Origin of the sequence: Bradyrhizobium sp. JYMT SZCCT0428 (assembly GCF_018131075.1) — a bacterium.
Classification (GTDB): Bacteria; Pseudomonadota; Alphaproteobacteria; order Rhizobiales; family Xanthobacteraceae; genus Bradyrhizobium.
Genome location: NZ_JAFCLS010000076.1, coordinates 1 through 21,406, shown reverse-complemented (window position 1 = coordinate 21,406; position 21,406 = coordinate 1). Strand labels below are relative to the sequence as shown.

The 21,406-nt window shown below is 62.5% G+C and carries 14 protein-coding genes and 1 pseudogene; 10 read left to right on the top strand and 5 right to left on the bottom strand.

Translation table 11 applies throughout. The features are described from left to right. Nucleotides 1-10 precede the first annotated feature (10 nt). Nucleotides 11-826 (bottom strand): MBL fold metallo-hydrolase, encoded by an 816-nt coding sequence (locus tag JQ575_RS40465; RefSeq protein ID WP_212038746.1) that lies wholly within the window; start codon nt 824-826, stop codon nt 11-13. Between the two features lie 221 nt (nt 827-1,047). Here JQ575_RS40465 and JQ575_RS40460 point away from each other — a divergent pair, with 221 nt between their 5' ends. The 3 genes and pseudogenes from JQ575_RS40460 (at nt 1,048) to JQ575_RS40450 (ending at nt 4,038) form a co-directional block, all read left to right on the top strand. Continuing rightward, nucleotides 1,048-1,932 carry an alpha/beta fold hydrolase gene (locus JQ575_RS40460; RefSeq protein WP_249167229.1) on the top strand — a complete coding sequence of 295 codons (885 nt, stop codon included), beginning with the start codon at nt 1,048-1,050 and terminating at the stop codon, nt 1,930-1,932. A gap of 3 nt (nt 1,933-1,935) precedes the next feature. Further along, a pseudogene (locus JQ575_RS40455) lies at nt 1,936-2,957 on the top strand (alpha/beta fold hydrolase). 94 nt (nt 2,958-3,051) lie between these two features. Continuing rightward, nucleotides 3,052-4,038 (top strand): tripartite tricarboxylate transporter substrate binding protein, encoded by a 987-nt coding sequence (locus tag JQ575_RS40450; protein WP_212038744.1) that lies wholly within the window; start codon nt 3,052-3,054, stop codon nt 4,036-4,038. A gap of 3 nt (nt 4,039-4,041) precedes the next feature. Here JQ575_RS40450 and JQ575_RS40445 read toward each other — a convergent pair whose 3' ends face one another. After that, complete coding sequence (locus tag JQ575_RS40445; RefSeq protein WP_212038743.1) at nt 4,042-5,565, bottom strand: permease; 1,524 nt, start codon at nt 5,563-5,565, stop codon at nt 4,042-4,044. After that, complete coding sequence (locus JQ575_RS40440) at nt 5,562-6,311, bottom strand: ABC transporter ATP-binding protein (RefSeq protein WP_212038742.1); 750 nt, start codon at nt 6,309-6,311, stop codon at nt 5,562-5,564. The genes JQ575_RS40445 and JQ575_RS40440 overlap by 4 nt, the downstream gene beginning before the upstream one ends. A 301-nt stretch (nt 6,312-6,612) precedes the next feature. Here JQ575_RS40440 and JQ575_RS40435 point away from each other — a divergent pair, with 301 nt between their 5' ends. The 6 genes from JQ575_RS40435 (at nt 6,613) to JQ575_RS40410 (ending at nt 13,439) form a co-directional block, all read left to right on the top strand. Next, nucleotides 6,613-7,488: a branched-chain amino acid ABC transporter permease gene (locus JQ575_RS40435; protein ID WP_212038741.1), complete on the top strand. Its 876-nt coding sequence runs from the start codon at nt 6,613-6,615 to the stop codon at nt 7,486-7,488. 6 nt (nt 7,489-7,494) lie between these two features. Beyond that, a complete protein-coding gene (locus JQ575_RS40430) occupies nt 7,495-8,646 on the top strand; it encodes a branched-chain amino acid ABC transporter permease (protein WP_192737012.1) in 1,152 nt (383 codons plus the stop codon). Further along, nucleotides 8,643-9,401 carry an ABC transporter ATP-binding protein gene (locus tag JQ575_RS40425; RefSeq protein WP_212038740.1) on the top strand — a complete coding sequence of 253 codons (759 nt, stop codon included), beginning with the start codon at nt 8,643-8,645 and terminating at the stop codon, nt 9,399-9,401. Before JQ575_RS40430 ends, JQ575_RS40425 begins: the two co-directional genes overlap by 4 nt. 10 nt (nt 9,402-9,411) lie before the next feature. After that, nucleotides 9,412-10,191: an ABC transporter ATP-binding protein gene (locus JQ575_RS40420; protein ID WP_211999311.1), complete on the top strand. Its 780-nt coding sequence runs from the start codon at nt 9,412-9,414 to the stop codon at nt 10,189-10,191. Nucleotides 10,192-10,309: 118 nt separating this feature from the next. Further along, nucleotides 10,310-12,148 (top strand): long-chain fatty acid--CoA ligase, encoded by a 1,839-nt coding sequence (locus JQ575_RS40415; protein ID WP_212038739.1) that lies wholly within the window; start codon nt 10,310-10,312, stop codon nt 12,146-12,148. A gap of 91 nt (nt 12,149-12,239) precedes the next feature. Further along, nucleotides 12,240-13,439 (top strand): ABC transporter substrate-binding protein, encoded by a 1,200-nt coding sequence (locus JQ575_RS40410; RefSeq protein WP_212038738.1) that lies wholly within the window; start codon nt 12,240-12,242, stop codon nt 13,437-13,439. Between the two features lie 223 nt (nt 13,440-13,662). On the opposite strand, the gene JQ575_RS40405 is transcribed toward JQ575_RS40410, so the two are convergent. Then, on the bottom strand, nt 13,663-15,762 hold the full coding sequence (locus tag JQ575_RS40405; protein ID WP_409364880.1) for a PQQ-dependent dehydrogenase, methanol/ethanol family: 2,100 nt from the start codon (nt 15,760-15,762) through the stop codon (nt 13,663-13,665). Between the two features lie 420 nt (nt 15,763-16,182). Then, a complete protein-coding gene (locus JQ575_RS40400) occupies nt 16,183-16,989 on the bottom strand; it encodes a transglutaminase-like cysteine peptidase (protein WP_212038736.1) in 807 nt (268 codons plus the stop codon). A gap of 623 nt (nt 16,990-17,612) precedes the next feature. Between JQ575_RS40400 and JQ575_RS40395 the strand changes: the two genes are divergently transcribed. Then, nucleotides 17,613-21,406: VCBS domain-containing protein (locus JQ575_RS40395; protein WP_212038735.1), on the top strand; the 3,794-nt coding region annotated here is incomplete at its 3' end.

Genomic DNA, 21,406 nt, shown 5'->3' with positions numbered 1-21,406 from the left:
TCGTGCCGGCTCAGACCCCGTCGAGAATGATCACCGTGGGCGTGGTGGGCAGCGTTTCCCGCGAGATCTTCAGGGTTCGCTGGCTGCGCTGGTCGATCTCGAATTGCTTGCCGATCAGCCGCATGAATTCGTCGAGCGGGGTCGCAAAACGATGCATCGGCAGCACGACGGAGGCGCGCAGGCGCTTGGTGATTTCGGAGACGCCATCGAGCGACATCGTAAAGGTGCCGTCGATCGGAACCATCACGATGTCGAGCCGGCCGATCGCGGCGAAATGGCTGTCGTCGAGCTTGTGATGCAGATGGCCGAGATGGCCGATGCAGAGGCCGGCGACCTCGAAGATGAAGATCGAGTTGCCGTCCCGGATCATCTCGCCGCCGGCGCCATCGCCGTAGTAGCGGCGGATGTCGGTGGTCACGTTGCGGATATAGACGTCGTCGACGCGCAGGCCGACCAGCGCAGGCTGTCCCTTGTCGCCCCAGCCGTGCAGCACATGCTTGATCTTGGGATCGGGAAACAGCGTGAAATGCGTCGAATGCGCGCGGTTCATGGTGACGACGTCGGGCAGCCGCCCGGTCTGGTAGTAGCCGTTGAAATCGGTCCCGATCCGCACGCCGCCGGGCGTGTCGATGTAATAGGTGGAATGCCCGACATAAGTGATCGCGACCTCCTCCACCTTGGCCGCGGTGCGGCGGAGGCTGACCGGCACAGCCCGCGGCGGGGCGTTGGCCATCGCCAGGCATTCGCTGCGCAGCGGCGATTGCGCGGTCGCCGGAATGATCAGCGAACCGAGGAAGGCTGTGGCAAGCGCAAGCGATCGCAGCATGGCATGACCCGTATGCGGCAACGGCCGCTGGCATACTGTATCGCCGAATTCAGCGCCCGTCATGATGTCAATCGCGCACAGCTCCTGTGCCGCATTTGCTTCACCGGCGTTAGGCGATACCGTGTCGCCGGATGCCACAACGGAGTGACGCCTTGACCGAACAAGCTTCCACGCCAAGCCAAATTGCCGCGCGCGCCCCTTCTTCGAAGCGGCTGGAGCCGCTGCGCAGTATCGATGCCGGCGTGCTCAAGATCGCCTATTACGAGGCGGGGCCGGCGGATGGACCGGTCGTGATGCTGATGCACGGCTTTCCCTACGACATTCACGCCTATGTGGACGTGGCGCCGCAGCTTGCCGCCGAGGGCTGCCGCGTCATCGTTCCCTATCTGCGCGGCTACGGGCCAACCCGGTTTCGCGACAAGGTGACGCGGCGTTCGGGCGAGCAGGCGGCATTGGGCGCGGATTTGATGGCGCTGATGGATGCGCTCGGCATCAAGCGCGCGGTGCTCGCCGGTTATGATTGGGGCGGCCGGGCCGCCTGCATCGGCGCGGCATTGTGGCCGGAGCGCTGCATCGGCCTGGTGTCGGTCAACGGCTACAACATCCAGGATATCGCCAAGGCGATGGTGCCGGCGCGGCCGGACCGCGAGGTGGCGCTCTGGTACCAGTATTATTTCCAGCTCGAGCGCGGACGGGCCGGCCTTGCCGCCGACCGGCGCGGGATCGCCAAACTATTATGGCAGCAATGGTCGCCGAACTGGCATTTCGACGACGCCTGCTTCGAGCGGACCGCAGTCGCGCACGACAACCCTGATTATGTCGACGTGGTGATCCACAGCTATCGCCATCGCTACGGCCTTGCCGAAGGTGATCCGCAATACGCCGATCTGCAGCGCCGGTTGGTGGCGCAGCCCGCGATCGTGGTGCCGACCATTACACTCGATGGCGACGGGGATGGCGTGAGCCCGGCCACCGACGGCAGCAAGAGCGCGCCGAAATTCGCCGGCCGCCGGGTTCATCGGGTGGTGCCGCGCGCCGGGCATAACCTGCCGCAGGAAGAGCCCGAGGCGTTTGCAGCGGCGGTGCTGGAATTGATCAAGGCCTAAGTGATGTCTGATTCAGTCGACAGCCGACGCCGGCTCATTCTCGGCGTGGCTCTATCCGGAGTGGCTGCCAAGGTGTTTGCACAAGGCGAGCCGGCCGCGCGTCCGGCGCGCGCGCCGTCGTCGAAACGGCTCGAGCCGCTGCGCCAAGTCGATGCCGGTGTGCTCAACATTGTCTATTACGAGGACGGTCCCGCGGACGGCCCGGGGTCGCACTCCTCTTGCACGGCTTTCCCTACGACATCCATTCCTATGTCGACGTCGCGCCGCAGCTTGCGAGCCAAGGCTGCCGTGTCATCGTTCCCTATTTGCGCGGCTTCGGCACCACGCGCTTCCGCGATCCCGCGACCTTGCGCTCCGGCGAGCAGGCGGCGATCGGCGCCGATCTCATCGCGCTGATGGACGCGCTCGGGATCAAGCGCGCCGTGTTCGCCGGCCATAATTGGGGTGGGCGCGGGGCGAGCGTTGCTGCCGTGCTATGGCCCGATCGCTGCGCGGGCCTCGTGACGGTGAACTCCTATCTGATCCAGGATTTGTCCCGCGCGATGGTGCCGCTCAGCCCGCAGTATGAAGCGGCACTCTGGTATGAATATTATTTCCAGCTCGAACGTGGTCGCGCCGGGCTGGCCGCCAACCGGCGCGAGATCGCCAGGATCCTGTGGGACCAGTGGTCGCCGCGCTGGGATTTCGACGATGCCATTTTCGATCGCGCCGCGCGGGCGCACGACAATCCCGACTATGTCGACGTCGTCATCCACAGCTACCGGCATCGCTTCGGTCTTGCGGCCGGCGATTCCAGATATACCGACCTGCAGCGCCGGCTGGCGCAGTTGCCGCCCATCACGGTGCCGTCGGTGACGCTCGACGGCGATGCCGATGGCGTCCTGCCCGCGAGCGACGGCCGCGCCAGCGCATCCAAATTCACCGGCCGTCGCGTTCATCGCATCGTGCCGGGTGCGGGGCATAACCTGCCGCAGGAAGCACCGGAAGCATTTGCCGCCGCAGTGATGGAGCTGGTCAAGGCTTAGGTCAACGCTTGGGTCGACTTTGCCGCATGGCCATGCGCGTCGAAAACCTCCATCCTGCTGCGAAAGCAAAAGAATTTTCACAGGGCGGAATTCGATGGCGAAGCGTTTTGTCGTGCTCGCGATATGGCTCGCCTCGATCTGCGCAATCGCGTCGGCCTCGATCGTCAAAGTCCTCGCCGATGAATTCCCGACCCGCCCGATCACCTGGGTCGTGCCGTTCGCGCCGGGCGGAATCACCGACACAACCTCCCGTATCGTCGCCGAGGAAATGGCAAAGACGCTCGGCCAATCCGTGCTGATCGATAACCGCGGCGGCGCCGGCGGCACGGTCGGCACCGAGCAGGTGGCGCGCGCCAAGCCCGATGGCTACACGATGATCTACGGCACGCAGGGCACCATGGCGGCCAATGTCACGCTGCGGAAGGAGCTGTCCTACGATCCGCTCAAGAGTTTTGTGCCGGTGCATCTGGTCGGCGAAAGCCCGAACCTGTTCGTGGCCTTTGCGGGCGCGCCATACAATTCAGTGCCGGAGTTCATCGCCTACGCCAAGGCGAATCCGGGCAAGGTGACCTTCAGCTCGTCGGGCGTCGGCACCGCGACGCATCTGGTCGCGGAGTTATTCAAGACCGTGACCGGCATCGAGATGCTGCACGTGCCCTACAAGGGCAGCGCGCCCGCACTAAACGACCTGATCGCCGGTCGCCTCGATGTGATGTTCGATTATCCGGTTTCGGTCGGGCCGCATGTCGAAGCGGGCAAGCTCAAGGTGCTGGCCACGACCGCGCCGGAACGTCTGCGCGCGTTTCCGAATGCGCCGACCATGGCTGAGCTTGGCCTGAAGGAGATGACGACGCAAAGCTGGTCCAGCATCATGGTGCCGGCGGGAACGCCGGCGCCGATCGTCGACCGGCTGGCCGCCGCCGCGCACGCCGCGCTGACGTCGGAACGGGTTCGCGCGCATTTCGAAAAGGTCGGTACCCGCCCGATGCTGCTGCAAAAGGCCGAGATGATCCCGTTCATTGAAAAGGAGATCAAGCGCTGGGGCGACGTGATCGAACGGGCGAAGCTGGAGAAGCAGTAGCGTTCAACCCCTTCGCGGGCTGATCTTCCACGTCCCGGCCAGCATCAGCGCGGTCATGGCGCCACTGATGACGGCGGCGATCGGGATGGTGACGGCGAGGATCGCGGTCGCCGCCCATCCGATCGAGCAGAACGCTTCAGCGAACGTTGCGATGCGTGACGAGGTCTGGCGGCGGCGAAACTGGCTGCGTTTGGCCTGGACGCGAAACCAGAGCTGGATCGCGGCCGCCGACACGGTGGCGATGACGACAAAGATGGCAGTGACCGCTGCCTGCAGGGGTGAGGCCAAGGCCAGTGCCGCCACCAGGGGCGCGAAGATGACGCCGATCGCGATCATCACCACTTCGACCTTGGCACGGATCACGCTGCCGGGCGGCATCGGGGCGGTCGCGACCAGATCGGCCGCGTCCTCGCCTGAAATCGTCAGCCAGGCGAGACCGCCGGCGAGTTGTCCGGCCGCCATCACGATCACGGGCGTGACGAGGACGGTCGCGGCCGAGCTATCGGAGAAGCTGCGCCACAGCATCAGCGCCGGCGGTACCAGATAGAGCAATTGCATCAGGCTCTGCGACACCAGCCAGGGATCACGCCGCAGCAGCATGAACTCCTTCCAGCGCAGCGCGGCCTGCCGCGAGCCGCGGCGAAACGAGGTAGCGCGCGACCCGCGACGGATCGTCGTCGCTGTTGCCGAAGCGCTGACGACGGTGCCGGCAAATTTCGGCGAGAAGACCGCCATCACGCCGCCGAGCAGCACGAGGCTGCCGGACAAAAGAAGCGAGAGCACTTCGCCGTCCCCGATCGCGGCGCGCGCCGGCCACCATAGCGGACTGTCGAAATCGGGGGCGTAGGCCGCCGCAGCGTCCGACGTCAGCACCGTGAACCGCGACAGCGTGCCGTAGGAGAGGATCGCGGCGACCTGCAGCGCGATGACAAAACCCGCGCCGATGACGGCGGCGAGAATTTGCGCGGCGAGCCGCGTCCGGCTCGGGCCGATCAAGCGAAACAATAATACCGTGATCGCGATCGCAACCGCCGCGGCCGACAGGCCAATGGCGATGACGACGCCAAACGCGGAAAACCACCTGATGCCGCCGCCGATCACGAGAACGTCGACGAAGGGGCTCGACAACAGCAGCGCCATGGCCGTGACCGAGAGCGCGATTGCCGCGAGCCGCACCGAGAAGATGTTGGTCAGCCTGACCGGCGAGGACATGATCAAATCGAGGTCGGCGCGCGCATAGAACACGCGTGTCACCGATTCGATCGCCTGCGACAGCATCAGGGCCCAGGCCAGGAAGATCGTTGCCGACATGACGATCAGCGTCGGCTTGTCGAGCGGGGCTTGCAGATCGGCAAAGCGGCCGATCACCGCATAGGCTGGCAGATGCAGGAAGGCGGCGAGCACGAGCAGCCCGATCACGGCGCGCGTTCGCTTTCGCCGCGCGCCCGTCATCATGGCGAGCCATTCGCGCCACGCCAGCCGGATTTCGTGCCGGGCAAACCAGGTGAGATCAGTGGCCGAGCTCATGCGGCCGCGTCGGTGTCGACGAGTGCGATGAACATGTCTTCGAGGCTGGTGTCGTTGCGGCCGTTCTGCTGGCGCAATTCGGTGAGCGTGCCTTCGGCCACCAGCCGGCCCGCGGCGATAACGCCGATCCGGTCGGCCATCCGTTCGGCGACTTCGAGAATATGCGTCGTCATGATCACGGTGCAGCCGGCGCGGACGCGTGCCTGCAGCAATCCCTTGACGTGACGCGCAGACAGCGCGTCGAGGCCGGTGAGGGGTTCATCGAGGATGATCAGGCGGGGGTCATGGACCAGTGCACCGGCCAGCGCCACCTTCTGGCGCATGCCTTTCGAAAAGCCTTCGCATCGTTCGTGAAGATGAGGCTGAAGCCCGAGCGACACCAGCAGATCCTGCGCGGAGGATTCGGCAATCGAGGCATCGACGCCCCAGAGGCCGGCAACGAATTCGAGATATTCCAGTGGCGTCAGCTTGTCATAAATCATCGGCTCGTCCGACACCCACGCCATGATCTGCTTGGCGGCGACGGGATCGGCGAGCGCATCGATGCCCAATATAGAGACAGAGCCGGCGTCGGGCCGCAGCAGGCCGGCCACCATGCGCAACGTCGTGGTCTTGCCGGCACCGTTGGGGCCGAGCAGGGCGTAGAATTCGCCGCGGTGGACGGTGAGATCGAGCGCATCGACCGCAGGGCGGTCAAAACGCTTCGTTAACCCTCGCACCTGCAGCGCTGATACATCGGGGTTCATGAGGTCGGGACGGTCCGGGTTTCATGTGTCGCCGCGAACCATGGACCCAAGAACTTTCGGTGCGGTGAATCGAAGACCCCAAATCGCGCCGATATGAACGCTTCCAAGGCAACTTCCGCCCTGCGGCATTTCTGCGCAATTGTTAAGGCGGGCCGCAACCAGCGCTCTGTTGACAGTCGTCGGCGCTTTGGTCTCAATGGGGACGGACATATGTGGCTTCAGCGCTTCGACACAAGAGCGCGAAGACAGGATGCGTTAAGGCGATCCGTAGAATCGCGGGGCATCCGGGGGAGGGGAATCAATGCTGGACTTCGTTCAGCAACTGGTGAGTGGCATCGCGCTTGGCTGCGTTTACGGCCTGATCGCGCTCGGCTTCGTGCTGGTGTACAAGGCCACCGAGGTCGTCAATTTCGCCCAGGGCGATTTGATGATGCTGGGCGGTTTCTTCGCCTTCACTTTCATCGGTATGCTCGGCCTCAATTACTGGCTCGGATTCGCCGGCGCTGTCATCTGCATGGCGCTGTTTGGCATGCTGGCCGAACGCGTGGTGGTGCGTCCGATCCTCGGCTATCCCCAGTTTTCCATCATCATGGCAACCATCGGGCTCGGATATTTCCTGCGCTCCATCGCCGGCATGATCTGGGGCACCGACGATCTCAAGATCGACACTCCGTTCAGCCAGGGCGTGTTGCGGATCGGCTCGCTGGTGCTGGCCTATGACAAGCTTTCGGTGATCGCCGCGACCGTCATCCTTTGCGGGTTGCTCTATCTGTTCTTCAACCGCACCACGCTCGGCACCGCGATGCGCGCCAGTTCCGAGAACATGCTGGCTGCCTATTACATGGGCATTCCGGTCAAGCGGGTGGTGTCGATCGTCTGGGCGATCAGCGCGGCGGTCGCAACAGCCGCCGGCGTGTTGCTGGCGCCGATCACCTTCATTCATTCCAACGTCGGGCTGGTGCTCGGACTGAAGGCGTTTCCCGCCGCGGTGCTCGGCGGCTTCGGATCGATTCCAGGTGCGGTGGTCGGTGGCATCCTGATCGGCGTTATTGAGAGCATGGCCGGCTTCTATCTGCCGCAAGGCTGGAAAGACGTCGCGCCTTACCTCGTTCTCCTCGTGGTGTTGCTGCTCAAGCCCGAAGGCCTGTTCGGCGTGCACACGCGCAAGAAGGTTTAGAGGCAGATGCGTTTTCTCTTCAAGACCGACTACGAAGACGACATCCGGCTGATGCCGCACAGCGGCTATCTGGTCACCTACGGCGTGCTGCTGGCACTCTTGGCGGTCGCGCCGTTTGTGCTCTCCAGCTATATCATGAGCCAGCTGGTGTTCGTCTGCATCTACGCCACCGTCGGCGTCGGGCTGATGATCCTGACCGGTTTTACCGGGCAGGCGTCGCTGGGCCACGCCGCCTTCCTCGCCATCGGCGCCTATACGGCGGCCTTCCTGCAGCAATACAACGTCCCGTTCCCGGTGTATTTCCTGGCCGCAGGCCTGCTGACCGGCGTGGTCGGCGCGCTGGTCGGATTCCCGGCGCTGCGGCTGCAGGGCATCTATCTGGTCATTGCGACGATTTCCTTTGCCTTCATCGTCGAGGAAATCCTGGCGCGCTGGGAGAGCGTGACCCATGGCAATGAGGGTATGCGCGTCAAGACCATGCAGGTGTTCGGCATGGCGATATCGCGCGATAGCCCGACCTTCTATTTCCTGTGTCTGGGTTTCCTGATCCTGACCATCGTCGGCACACTCAATCTCCTGCGTTCGCCGACCGGTCGCGCCTTCGTCGCGATCCGCGACAGCGAGACGGCGGCGCGCAGCATGGGCATCAACGTCTCGCTCTACAAGGTGAAGTCGTTTGCGATCAGCGCCGCGATCACCGGATTCGCGGGCTGCCTGTTCGCCCACAAACTGTCCTTCATAAGCCCGGAAATGTTCACGCTGCTGCTCTCGATCGAGTTCATCATCGTGATCCTGATCGGCGGCTCGTTCAGTCTGCACGGCGCGGTGCTGGGCGCGATCTTCCTGGTCATGATCGATCCGCTGCTGACCTATCTGAAGGACGACTTGCCCGGCATGATCGCGGGCGTCGCCTCGACGTTTGGCGCGGGCAAGGAGAGTGCGTCTCACATTCAGGACAAGGCCGCCGCCATCGCTTCCGCCAACGGCCTCAAGGGCGCGATCTACGGCCTGATCATCGTGCTGTTCGTGCTGTTCGAGCCGCTTGGCCTCTACGGACGCTGGCTGAAGATAAAGCTCTTCTTCCAGCTGTTCCCGCTCTACAAGCGCGCTACTTTCAAGCGGCAGAAAATCTATGTGAAGTCGGAGCGGAACCGATGAGCTATTTCCGGGCCGAAGACCTGTCGTTGCACTTCGGTGGCCTCAAGGCGGTCGATGCCGTCAGCTTCGCGGTGGAGAAGGGCGAGATTCTCTCGATCATCGGCCCCAACGGCGCCGGCAAGAGCTCGATCTTCAATCTGATCTCGCGCATTTACCCGCCGACCTCGGGCAAGATCTATTTCGAGGATCAGGACATCACCCAGCAGCCGGCTTACGAAATTGCCGGCCTCGGCATTGCCCGCACCTTCCAGAACATCGAATTGTTCGAGAACGCGACGATGTTGAGCAATCTCCTGGTCGGCCGGCACCGTCACTCCACCACGCAGCTGTGGCAGGAACTGCTGTTCCTGCCGAGCGTGCGCGCCCACGAAAAAGCGCATCGCCGCCGCGTCGAGCAGGTGATCGAGTTCCTCGACCTCGAAGTCTATCGCGACAAGCTGATTTCGGGGCTGCCCTACGGCGTCCGCAAGGTGATTGAGCTCGCGCGCGCGCTGTGCTCGGAGCCGAAGCTGATCCTGCTCGACGAGCCATCCTCCGGGCTGAACGTCGAGGAGACCGGCGACATGTCGTTCTGGATCCGCGACCTGAAAACCGACCTCGGCATCACCGTGCTGATGGTCGAGCACGACATGTCGCTGGTGAACCGGGTGTCGGACCGGGTGATCGCACTGAACTACGGCAAGGTGATCGCAATGGGGTCACCTTCCGAAGTGCAGCGCCATCCCGACGTCGTCGCGGCCTATCTCGGCGCATGAGGATGATGCCATGAGCGCTCCCGACATCATCCTGAAGCTCAGCAATATCGAGAGCTATTACGGGCCAATTCAGGCGATCAGGGGCATCAGCCTCGAAGTGCCGCGTGGCAAGATCGTCACACTGCTCGGCGCCAACGGCGCCGGCAAGACCACCGTTCTGAAAACCATTTCTGGCATCCTCGATCCGCAGAAGGGCTCGATCGAATTTCTGGGCAAATCGATCCAGCGCGTGGAAGCCGACAAGATCGTGCGGCTGGGCCTGAGCCACGTGCCGGAGGGGCGCGAGGTGTTCCCGTTCCTCTCCGTGCGCGAGAACCTGATGATGGGCGCCTATCCGCGCAAGGATCGCGACGGCGTCGCCGAGGATCTCGAACGGGTCTACGGCTATTTCCCGCGGCTGAAGGAACGCATCAACCAGCCGGCCGGACAGCTCTCCGGCGGCGAACAGCAGATGCTGGCGATCGGGCGCGCGTTGATGAACCGGCCGACGCTGTTGCTGCTGGACGAACCCTCGCTCGGGCTGTCGCCGATCCTGGTGAAGGAGATTTTCACCATCATCAAGCGCGTCAACGAAGAGCAGGGCATGTCGATCCTGCTGGTCGAGCAGAACGCCAAGGTGGCGCTGGAGACGGCGCATTATGGCTATGTGCTGGAAATCGGCCGGGTCGTCATGAACGACAGCTGCGAACGATTGATGCATTCAAAGGACATCCAGGAATTCTATCTCGGCGCCAAGGAAGAGGGCGCTCGCGGTGAGCGACGCTGGAAAAAGAAGAAGACATGGCGCTAAACGACGCAGTTAAGACGTTGGCGCTCCTAGTGATTTTGAGCTAAATTCGAGCCAGCTCCGAAAGCAAGACCGGCTGACAAGGCCGGCGTCGGATGCAGGCGGAGAGGGAGGAAGACGCATGGCCAGACCGGCAGTGCTGACGGTCGCCGACACGATCGCGAAGAGCTTTTTGCTGGCCGTGGAAACGCGCGGCGACCGGCCGGCGATCCGCGAAAAGACGTTCGGCATCTGGCAGCCGACCAGCTGGCGGCAGTGGCTGCAGATATCGAAGGATATCGCCTACGCCTTGCATGCCACCGGCTTCAAGCCGGGCGACGTCGCGTCGATCATCGCGAACGCGGTTCCCGAATGGGTGTATGCCGACATGGGCATCCTCTGCGCCGGCGGCGTCTCATCCGGGATCTATCCAACCGACTCGTCGGTCCAGGTGGAATACCTCATCAACGATTCCTCGACGCGCGTTATCTTCGCCGAGGATGAAGAGCAGCTCGACAAGATCCTGTCGTGCCGCGAACGCTGCCCGACCCTGCAGAAGATCGTCGTGTTCGACATGGAAGGTCTCTCTGGGTTCAGCGACCCGATGGTGATGTCGCTGGCCGAATTCACCGCCCTCGGGCGCAACCACAGTCACGACGATCCGGCGCTGTGGGATGCGATGATCGCAAGTCGTGGCGCGGGTGATCTGGCCATCCTCGTCTACACGTCGGGCACGACCGGTCCGCCCAAGGGCGCGATGCATTCCAACCGCAGCGTCACGCACCAGATGCGCCACGCCAACGATCTGTTCCCTTCCACCGACGCCGAAGAGCGGCTGGTGTTCCTGCCGCTCTGCCATGTCGCCGAGCGGATCGGCGGCTATTACATTTCGCTGGCGCTGGGATCGGTGATGAATTTCGCCGAAAGCCCGGAAACCGTGCCGGACAATCTGCGCGAAGTGCAGCCGACCGCGTTCCTGGCGGTGCCGCGGATCTGGGAAAAATTCTACTCGGGCATCACGATTGCACTCAAGGACGCGACGCCGTTCCAGAACTGGATGTACCGCCAGGCGCTGGGAATCGGCAATCGCGTGACCGAGAGCAAGCTCGATGGCGAAACGCCGCCGCTGACCTTGCGGATCGCCAATCAGTTCGCCTATTGGCTGGTGTTCCGCAACATCCGCCGCATGCTCGGGCTCGATCGCTGCCGTCTGGCCTTCACTGGGGCTGCGCCGATCGCGCCGGATCTGATCCGCTGGTATCTCGCGCTCGGCATCGACATGCGCGAGGTCTACGGCCAGACCGAGAATTGCGGTGTGGCCACCGTGATGCCGCCCGACCGCATGAAGCTGGGTTCAGTCGGCAAGGCCGCGCCCTGGGGCGAGGTCGCGATTTCCCCGCAAGGCGAGATCCTGATCAAGGGCGACTTCCTGTTCATGGGTTACCTCAACCAGCCGGAAAAGACCGCCGAGACCATCGACGCCAAAGGCTGGCTGCACACCGGCGACGTCGGCTCGATCGACAATGAGGGCTTCGTCAAGATCACCGACCGGATGAAGGACATCATCATCACCTCGGGCGGCAAGAACATCACGCCGTCCGAGATCGAGAACCAGCTGAAATTCTCGCCCTACGTCTCGGACGCGGTAGTGATCGGCGACAAGCGGCCGTTCCTCACCTGTCTCATCATGATCGACCAGGAGAATGTCGAGAAGTTCGCGCAGGACCACGACATTCCCTTTACCAACTACGCGAGCCTGTGCCGCGCGCCCGAGATCCAGGACCTGATCCAGCGCGAGATCGAGGCGGTCAACGTCAACTTCGCGCGGGTCGAGACCATCAAGAAATTTTTCCTGATCGAGCGTCAGCTGACGCCCGAGGATGAGGAATTGACGCCGACGATGAAATTGAAGCGCAGTTTTGTGAACAAGCGTTACGCGGCCGAGATCGGCGCCATGTACGGCGAACGGGCGGTGGCGTAACGGACGAAGTTTGAGCAAAATTTGTAGAAACGGCGAAGGACGAGAAGGCCCCACCCTTCGCTCAACACGGGCCAACGAGGAGGAGACTGCAATGTCGAAATCGTCTAGGGCGTTGTGCCTTGCGGTGAGCGCCCTTGCGCTGACCCATTTGCCGGCCTACGCCCAAACCAAAATCACCAATGAAGGCATCTCGGCGTCCGAGATCGTCATCGGTACCCATCAGGATCTGTCCGGCCCCATCAAGGGCTGGGGCGTTCCGGTTTCCAACGGCATGAAGATGGCGGTTGAGGAAGTTAACGCCGCCGGCGGTATCAACGGGCGCAAGATCAAGCTGATCGTGGAGGACAGTGGCTACGACCCGAAGAAGGCGGTGCTGGCGTCGCAGAAGATGGTCGAGCGCGACAAGATCTTCGCGATGGTCGGCCCGATGGGATCGCCCACCGTGCTCGCCTCGCAGGACATTTTGCTCGAAGCGGGGGTGATGCAGCTGTTTCCGCTGACGGCGGCTGAATTCACCTTCAAGTTCGATCCGGCCAAGCCGCAGGAACGGCTGAAATTCAACAACCTGCTGCCATACGTCGAGAGCACCCGCGCGGCCGTCAAATACATGATGGAGGCAAAGAACTTCAAGAAGCCCTGCATCATGTATCAGGACGACGAGTACGGCAAGAACGTGCTCGATGGCTTCAACCAGCAACTCACCGCGATGAAGGTCACACCGGCCTCGATCACCAGCTACAAGCGCGGCGCTTCCGACTTCAGCGCGCAGGTCGCCAAGATGAAATCCGACGGCTGCGATCTGGTCGTCCTGGGCGCCGTGCTCCGCGAGCCGATCGGCACGATGAGCGAAGCCAAGAAGCTCGGATGGGATGTCACCTTCCTCGGCGCCACGCCGGTGAACGTGCTCGAAGTGCCGGCGCTCGGCAAGGAAGCGGTGGAAGGGCTCTATGCCGCTTCAGGCTTCGAAATTCCCTACGAAGACACCGCGAAGGGAAAAGTGAAGGACTGGCTCGTCAACTACAAGAAGAGCTTCGGCACCGACGCAAATACCCAGGCGATCATCGGCTACAATGCGGTAATGACGTTTGCGCATTACGTGAAACTGGCCGGCAAGGATCTGACCGGTCAGAAGCTGCTTGACGCGCTGGAGTCCGGCGACAAGTTCCAGGATATCTTCAGTTCGCCGCCGACCGTGTTCTCGAAGACCAACCATCTCGCCACCACCGTTACCCAGGTCCAGCAGGTCAAGAACGGCCGCTGGGTGCTGGTGAAGGAAGGCTTGATGTTCTAAGGCTCGCCATCCGAAGGTTCGCCTTCCAAACGACGAAGGGCTGCGCGATCACCTCGCGCAGCCCTTTTTTGTCTGTGTGTCCCCGCTGGTGCCGGCACGGCTTCCGTCATTGCCTGCGACAAACGCAAAGCGTTTGTGCAAGGGAGCGAAGCGACGAAGCAATCCATCGTACTAAGTAAAGGAAGAATGGATTGCTTCGCTTCGCTCGCAATGACGGTTGTCGCTACTGCTTCGGCTGTCCCGCGGCTTCGGCCGGCTTCGGCCTGATCGCATCTGCCGTGCCCTGGATGAAAGCGGCGATCTTCGTTACATCAGCTTCGGTCAGCTTGCCGGTGAAGTCAGGCATGCCCTGGTCGCGGAACGGACCCTTGAACACGAAGTCCTTGAGGTTCTCGATGGTCTCCTTGGGCACGTAGCCGAGGTTACGGACATTGCCGCCATTGTGGACGCCGGGTACGCCGTGGCAGGTGGCGCAGGCGGCGACATAGAGGTTGGTGCCGTCGGGCACGTCCTTCGGGTCGTACTTGACGCCCGCAAGCAGGCCTTCGGTCTGATACTTCACGAAAGTCGGCAGTGGCGCCTTGCCGTCGACCGCAAACGTGTAGACCGTGCCCGGGCTGCGCAATTCGGTGGCGCGTACCGCGATCCCGAACACACCGCCCCAGCCAACCGCGATCGACACATATTGCTTGCCGTCGAGCATATAGGTCGAGGCCGCCGCCACGACGCCGGAGCCGGTCGGCGATTCCCAGAGCTTCTCGCCGGTCGTGGCGTTATAGGCGACGAAGCGTCCGTCGGCCGTGCCCTGGAATACCAGATTGCCCGCTGTTGTCAGCGTGCCGCCGTTCCATGGCGCCACATATTCGGCGCGCCAGACTTCCTTCTGCTTCACGGGGTCCCACGCCAGCAGGCGCCCGAACGCCGGATTCTTCGGCGGGACAGCGTCCAGCACCATGCCGACATTCCAGCCGGTGGTGGCGCCGAACTTGCCGGGAGTCGGCGCGTTGTGAACGAACATTTTTTCCGGCGTCAGATTCAGCGGCACGCCTTGCGCTGGCAGATAGACGAGGCCGGTCTGCGGATTGAACGACATCGGATGCCAGTTATGGGCGCCGTACGGGCCGGGAACGCTGTCATAGGGCTCCTTGCCACGCGCGGCCGGCACTTCGATCGGTCGGCCATTGGCGTCGTAACCGGTCGCCCAGTTCACATCGACGAAGTTCTTGGCCGAGATGAACTTGCCGTTGGTGCGGTCGACGACGAAGAAGAAGCCGTTCTTCGGCGCATGAAGAATGACCTTCCGTGGCGCGCCGTCGATGTTGATGTCCGCCAGGATCATCGGCTGCGTCGATGTGTAGTCCCAATGATCGCCAGGGGTTTCCTGATAGTGCCAGATGTATTTGCCGGTGTCGGCGTTCAGCGCCACCAGTGAGGCCAAATAGAGATTGTCGCCGCCGGATGGGCTGCGGATGTCCCGATTCCATGGCGAGCCGTTGCCGGTGCCGACATAGACCATGTTCAGGTCGGGATCGAAGGTGATGGTGTCCCACGCCGTTCCGCCGCCGCCGTTGAGCCAGTATTTCCCGGCCGGATCCCAGGTCTTGGCGGCTGCGGCCATCGATTCATCTTCGAACGGTTTTGAGGGATCGCCGGGCACCGTGAACCAGCGCCAGGCCTGGTTGCCGGTCTCGGCGTCATAGGCGGTGATGTAGCCGCGCGCGCCATATTCGGCGCCGCCATTGCCGATCACGACCTTGCCGTTGAACACGCGCGGCGCGCCGGTGATGGTGTAGGAGTGCTTCTTGCTGACGATGGTGTCCTTTTCCCAGACGACCTTGCCGGTGACGGCGTCGAGCGCGATCAGGCGGCCGTCATAGGCGCCGAGGAAAACCTTGCCCTTCCAGAGCGCCACGCCGCGATTGACGACGTCGCAACAGCCCTTGTAGCCCTTCTCCTTGTCGATGCCGGGATCGAAGGTCCAGAGTCTCTTGCCGGTTCGGGCGTCGATCGCATGCACCACGCTCCAGGAGGCGGTCTGGTACATGATGCCATCGACGACCACCGGGGTTGCCTCGACACCGCGCGAGGATTCGAGCGGATAGCTCCACACCAGGCCGAGCTTCTTGACGTTGTCGGTGTTGATCTGGTTCAGCTTGGAAAAGCGCGTTTCCGCATAGTCGAGGCCGATGGTCGGCCAGTCGTTCGATGTCGCGGTGTTGGCCTTGATCGAGGCGCCGTCGACTGCCGAGGTGACGGCCTTGATGTGCTCCGGCGATCCCTTGGCGGGACTTTGCGCGAGCGCCGCCGTAGAGGAGATCGCCAGCCCTAGCCCGATCGCCAGCGCAAGGCGAACCGGCCGATGCAAACTGGAAAAGCTTTCAGGAAAAAAACGGCAAACAGAATCACCGCATGGCGAACGCGTCATCCTAGTCCCCTCCAATGATCTCTAGCGGATCTGTCGGAATGGTATGCCGGTGGGAACGACGGCGTCAATCAAGCGCGAGCACGAAAAGAAAAAGAGAAAATTTGTATCGTCATGTTTTCGCCAAACAGAATGCAGGATGCGTTCCGGCTGCACCGCAGCATGGCATGATGACTCTCGCTGATCACGCAATGAAAATTGCAGGACGTCTTGTATCCGATATTCCAGATGCGGATCCTGGGGCGCGCATGGCGACACCAAGTCGATCGGCCGCGGCGCTGGTCGTGCGGCGTTTCAATCGTCGCCGGGGAATGAAATCGCTCAATCGGCTTTCGTCGCAGCCTGATCGGCAGGCGCGACAAGGTCGCGCGCTGCCAGCGCGCTGATGACGACCGGCGCTTCGGGATTGCCGGATGCGGCGGTGAGCACGGGCGCATCGGTGTATCGCATGACGCTGTGCTGATCGATCACGAAGGTGGGTCGGTAATTCCGGATGTCGGAATCCTCGACCATCGCCATGCGGCGGTTGTCGAGTGTCAGCCAGTGCCCGTCCAGACGCGCGGCGGCAACCGCGTGATCCTCGCCGCGGACGGTGTCGCGCATGATCACGATCCGCAGATCGTCGGGCGCAATGCCGGCCCGGCGCAGCGCCACGAATTTCGCAATCGCGTAATCCTCGCAGTCGCCGCCCCGCGTCAGCGTCGTAAGCGGCGAGGCCCAGACGTCGAGCTGGCCATATTGTGCGAGGTCGCTCATCGGGCGGACCGCAAGGTTGATGGCCCGATTGATCTCGCCGAGCCGGGCGCGGCCCTCGCGAAGTTTGGCGGCGTCGATGATGGCGAGGAATTGCAGCGCGGCCGGCGAGACGCAGCCTTCGCGGTCGCCCTCGCACAGCGCAAGCTGCACCATTTCATCGTCGAGGCGGCGCTGCACACTTTGCCATTTCTCGTGCAATCCGCCGTCGAGAAGCATCGCGGTGGGCTGCCCGAACGGCTGGGTGGATTTCTTGATCAGAACCGCCGTGCCGGGGGAGAGCAGCGTTCCGGCCGCCGCTGCTGGCCCGAACCAGGCCAGGCCGCACGCAAAGAACGCTGCGCGCAACGCACGCGACTTCACTGATATTGCCATCTGACACCCCTAGTCCGGGCATTATCGGCAGGCTCGTTAACCTACTCGTGACCGGATCATTTCGCTGGGGGCATAGTGGGTAGGTGGGCTTTTGATCTGCTTAAAACCTGCGATCTCGGGCCGGAAAGCGCGAAACAGCTTAAAATTTGCCTCGCCGGTTTCCAGAAAATTTTATCGAACCTATGCGGAGCCGTGACTGCCCTATCCATGGGATGGTGCTTAACCGTGCGTTATCCTTGTTTTCAGGTTAATATGCCTGACTTGGTCAGATTCGCGTGAGTTGTAAGCCAAGTCACAGTTTTGACTTGGAAAATGGCATCATATACCGAGATATACCGGGGTTTTACGGGGGAAAAGAATTGATATGTATAGATCGAAGACGTTTTCCTGCGAACACCTCAACTAATCTCTCCTAGGCTCAAACTTAACTATGTATTCCTCCGTGTATGGCAGAGGAGTACTAGGCCTGCTTGAGAAAAATATAGAAGACTGATCTGGAAAATGGCTCTAACCTAAGCAAATTGCACAAAAAATGGATGGTTCCGTAATAGACCATCCATGATAAGCAAGCTTAGACCTTTGAATATTGTATTTGCATTAACCTTAGCGGCGGCGGGGCTCATTTGACTTTGGCCGGTAAATTTACCGACGTGCTGCCTGACGGCCACGGCGCTCACCTGGGTGGGCACCTCCAGGTCGACAGCGTCTCCACGCATGCGCCGTCAGGCGCCATTATCGTTCCAGACGCCCATTTGCTCTTCACGGGCGATTTCAAGCGCGCGGGTGTCGACCTCGTTCTTCTGTCAGGCGACGGCCGCGAGTTGGTGCTGCATGACTATTTCAAGGGTGAGAAGCGCGCAGCCCTGGCATCCCCCGATGGCGCCCATCTGACCGGCGATATTGTCAACGCGCTGACCGGTCACACCCAGCTGGCGCAGGCCGACGGTAGCCCGAGCGTGGCCCAGGTCATCGGCCATGTCACCAAGCTGGTCGGCACCGCGACCGCGATCCGCAACGGCGTTTCGATCATTCTGAACAATGGCGACAACGTCAACAAAGGCGACGTGGTCCAGTCCGGTTCCGATTCGACGCTCGGCATCACCTTCATCGACGGCAGCGTGTTCGGTCTCGCATCGAACGCCAAGATGGTGCTGAACGAAATGATCTACGACCCGAACGGGTCGAACAATTCGTCGCTGATCAGCCTGGTGCAGGGCACCATCTCGTTCGTCGCCGGCGCGACCGCCAAGAAGGGCGACATGAAGGTCGACACGCCGGTTGCGACCATGGGCATCCGCGGCACCGCGGTGCTGGTCGAAATCGATTTCGTGGTGCCGGGCCAGGGTGGCGCGCCGCCGGCGAAGTTCCAGGTGCTGGTCGAACCCGACGGCACCACCGGCTCCTACATCCTGTTCGACAAGACCACGATGACGCCGATCGCGACTGTCAATCAGGCCGGAACGCAGACCATCGTCAGCGGCCAGGGCACGGTCAACTTCCTGTCGTCCGTGCAGCTGTCGCCCGATGCGCAGAAGATCATCTCCGATGTCTTCCAGCTGAAATTCACCGACCTGAACAATCCGCAAACGCTGCAGCGTCTTGGTTCTGCGCCGATTTCGGAAACCATGTTCATCAGACTGGCGGGCGGGGAAACCGTGCCCGTGACGCTGACGGTCACCCCGATTATCGACACGCCCATTCCTACGACCACCAACACGACCGTCAGATCGACCGACCACATTCCGGGGCCGCCTGACGTCGTCACCTCCAATGCGGCTTTCACCGAGCGCGCAGGCCTGACCGGCAGTGCCGCGCAAGATACGTTGACCGGCGAGATCGCGTATTACGACCTCAATCCGGGCGACGTGCCGACCGCCCAGGCGAGTTTTGCCTCGTTCAAGTATGCGAACGCGCAGCACAGCGACGTCACCGCATCGCTGACGGCTGATCAGGTAGCTGCGATCAAGGCGGTGGAAGTGCCGCTTATCGTGGTGCAGGATCCCAACCAAAAAAACCGCGGCACGGCGACCTGGACCTACAGCGTCCCGGACGGCGCCTTCGACTTCCTGGCCGCCGGCGAGACCTTGACGCTGACCTACATCGCGCGGGTCGACAATAATTTCGCGGCGAACAACGAGATCACGTTCAAGACCTTCACCATCACAATAACCGGCACCAATGATGCGCCGACCGTTGCCACCCGCGGCGGCACCGTCATCGAGCGGGACGGCACCGGCAATACCACCATCGATACGATCTCGGGCACCGTCACCTTTACCGATAGCGATTTGACCGACCGTCCGGTGGTGAGTGCGGCGCTCTCGACCAACGAGCCGTTCCGATATCTCGACGCGCAGGGCCATAACGTCACCGCGACGCTGACGCAGGCGCAGCTGGACGCGATTGCGACCGTCAAGGTTCCCTTGAAAGTGGTGCAGGGGGGCGGAAACGGCCATAACGGTTCGGCGACCTGGACCTACAGCATCGCCGACCATGCCTTCGATTTCCTCGCCAAGGGCGAGACGCTGATCCTCAACTACGTCATCAAGGTCGACGACGGCCATGGCGGCGTGGTGTACACGCCGGTCAGCATCTCGATCAACGGCGCCGACGTCACCGTCATCGGCACCAACGACGTGCCGACGATCACCAGCGACGATCAGATCGGCACCATCGCGGAACGCGTCGACACCCACGATTCGCAGGCTCTGGACCAGGCCTTCGGTACGATCCAGTTCACCGATGTCGATCTGACCGATGCGCACGATGTCGCCATCACCGATGTCGCTGCATCAGGGGTGACGACCGGTCTCGCCGGTCATTCCGACCAACTGGGCTGGCTGTCGCTTGGCACATTGAGCGATACCACCGGCGGCGTGCCGGGTTCGCAACATTGGACCTTCTCGGCGTCGGATCAATTTTTCGATTATCTCGCCGACGGCGAGTCGGTCACGCTGACCTATACGGTGGAGATCGACGACCTTCATGGCGGTCTCGCGACGGAGCATGTCGTCGTCACCGTCACCGGCAGCAACGACGCGCCGGAAGTCGCAGTTGACGTTTCCGGCGCCACCGGGACCGCCTTGCATCCGATCGCGGAGCGGACGAACACAACCGGCTCAACTGCTTCCGACACCGCCGGGGGCTCGCTGGCGTTCCGCGACGTCGATCTGAGCGACACGCATGGGGCGGTCGGTTCAAAACCGGCGTTTGCCTGGCACGATTCGAGCGGCCATACGTTGTCTCTCAGCGGTAACCTGGAGGGCGTGCTGACGGCGGCGAGCGTGTTGACGCTGACCTTACACGACAGCACGGGCACCGGCCTCGGCTCGGTCGGTTTCAGCTACAGCGCGGCCGATGGCGTGTTTGATTTCCTGGCCTATGGCGAAACACTGACAGTCACCTACGACATCACCGTGAGCGACGAGCATCATGTCGCCTCGACCCGGCCCGTCACGATCACCGTCACCGGCGCCAACGATACGCCGGTCGCCGTTGCCGACGCCGACGTCGGCCATATCGTCGAGGCGGGCAACGACAGCGACAATACTGTGCTGGCCGGCGTCTCGACCACGTCGGGCGACGCGCTCGCCAACGATACCGACGTCGACCTTTCCGATACCCATCACGTCATCGGGGTTGCCAAGGGTACGCTGAGCGGCGTGCTGACGACCGGCGTCGGTACGGTCATCGTCGGCACTTACGGGTCGCTGGTCCTCTACGACAATGGCACGTGGACCTACACGCTCGACAACCATAATCCGCTGACCGACGCGCTGGCGGAAGGCGCGCACGCCAGCGACGTCTTCAGCTATACCGAAGCCGATAATCATGGCGGCACGTCGACGACGACGTTGACGATCGATATCACCGGCACCAACGATATGCCGATGGCCAATGCGGCGCCGGTCGCTGCGACCGACGTCAATTCGGGCGCGCCGGTGACCGAGCAGGGTGTGAACTCGGAGAATACCGCGTTTGACGGTGTCGATACCGCGTCGGGCAATGTGCTCGCCAACGATCTCGACGTTGATACCGGCGACAGCAAGACGGTGCAGGGCGTCGCCAGCGGAACGCCGACCGGGCCCCTGACCGGTGACGTGGCCAGCGTGGTCACCGGCGCTTACGGCAGCGTGACAATCGACACCAGCGGTGCCTGGACCTACACGCTCGTCAACACCAAGGCCGCGACCCAGACGCTGACGCAGGGCGAGCATGCCTTCGACGTGTTTACCTACACGATGCGCGATGCCCACGGCGCGACCGCATCCGCGACGTTGACGATCGACGTCACCGGTACCAACGATGCGCCGATAGTTGCGGCGGCCCTGACCGATAGCGTCAACGAGGGCGATGCCGCCTTCGCCAGGAATCTGCTGAACGGCGCGTCCGACGTCGATCATGGCGAGACCGCGAC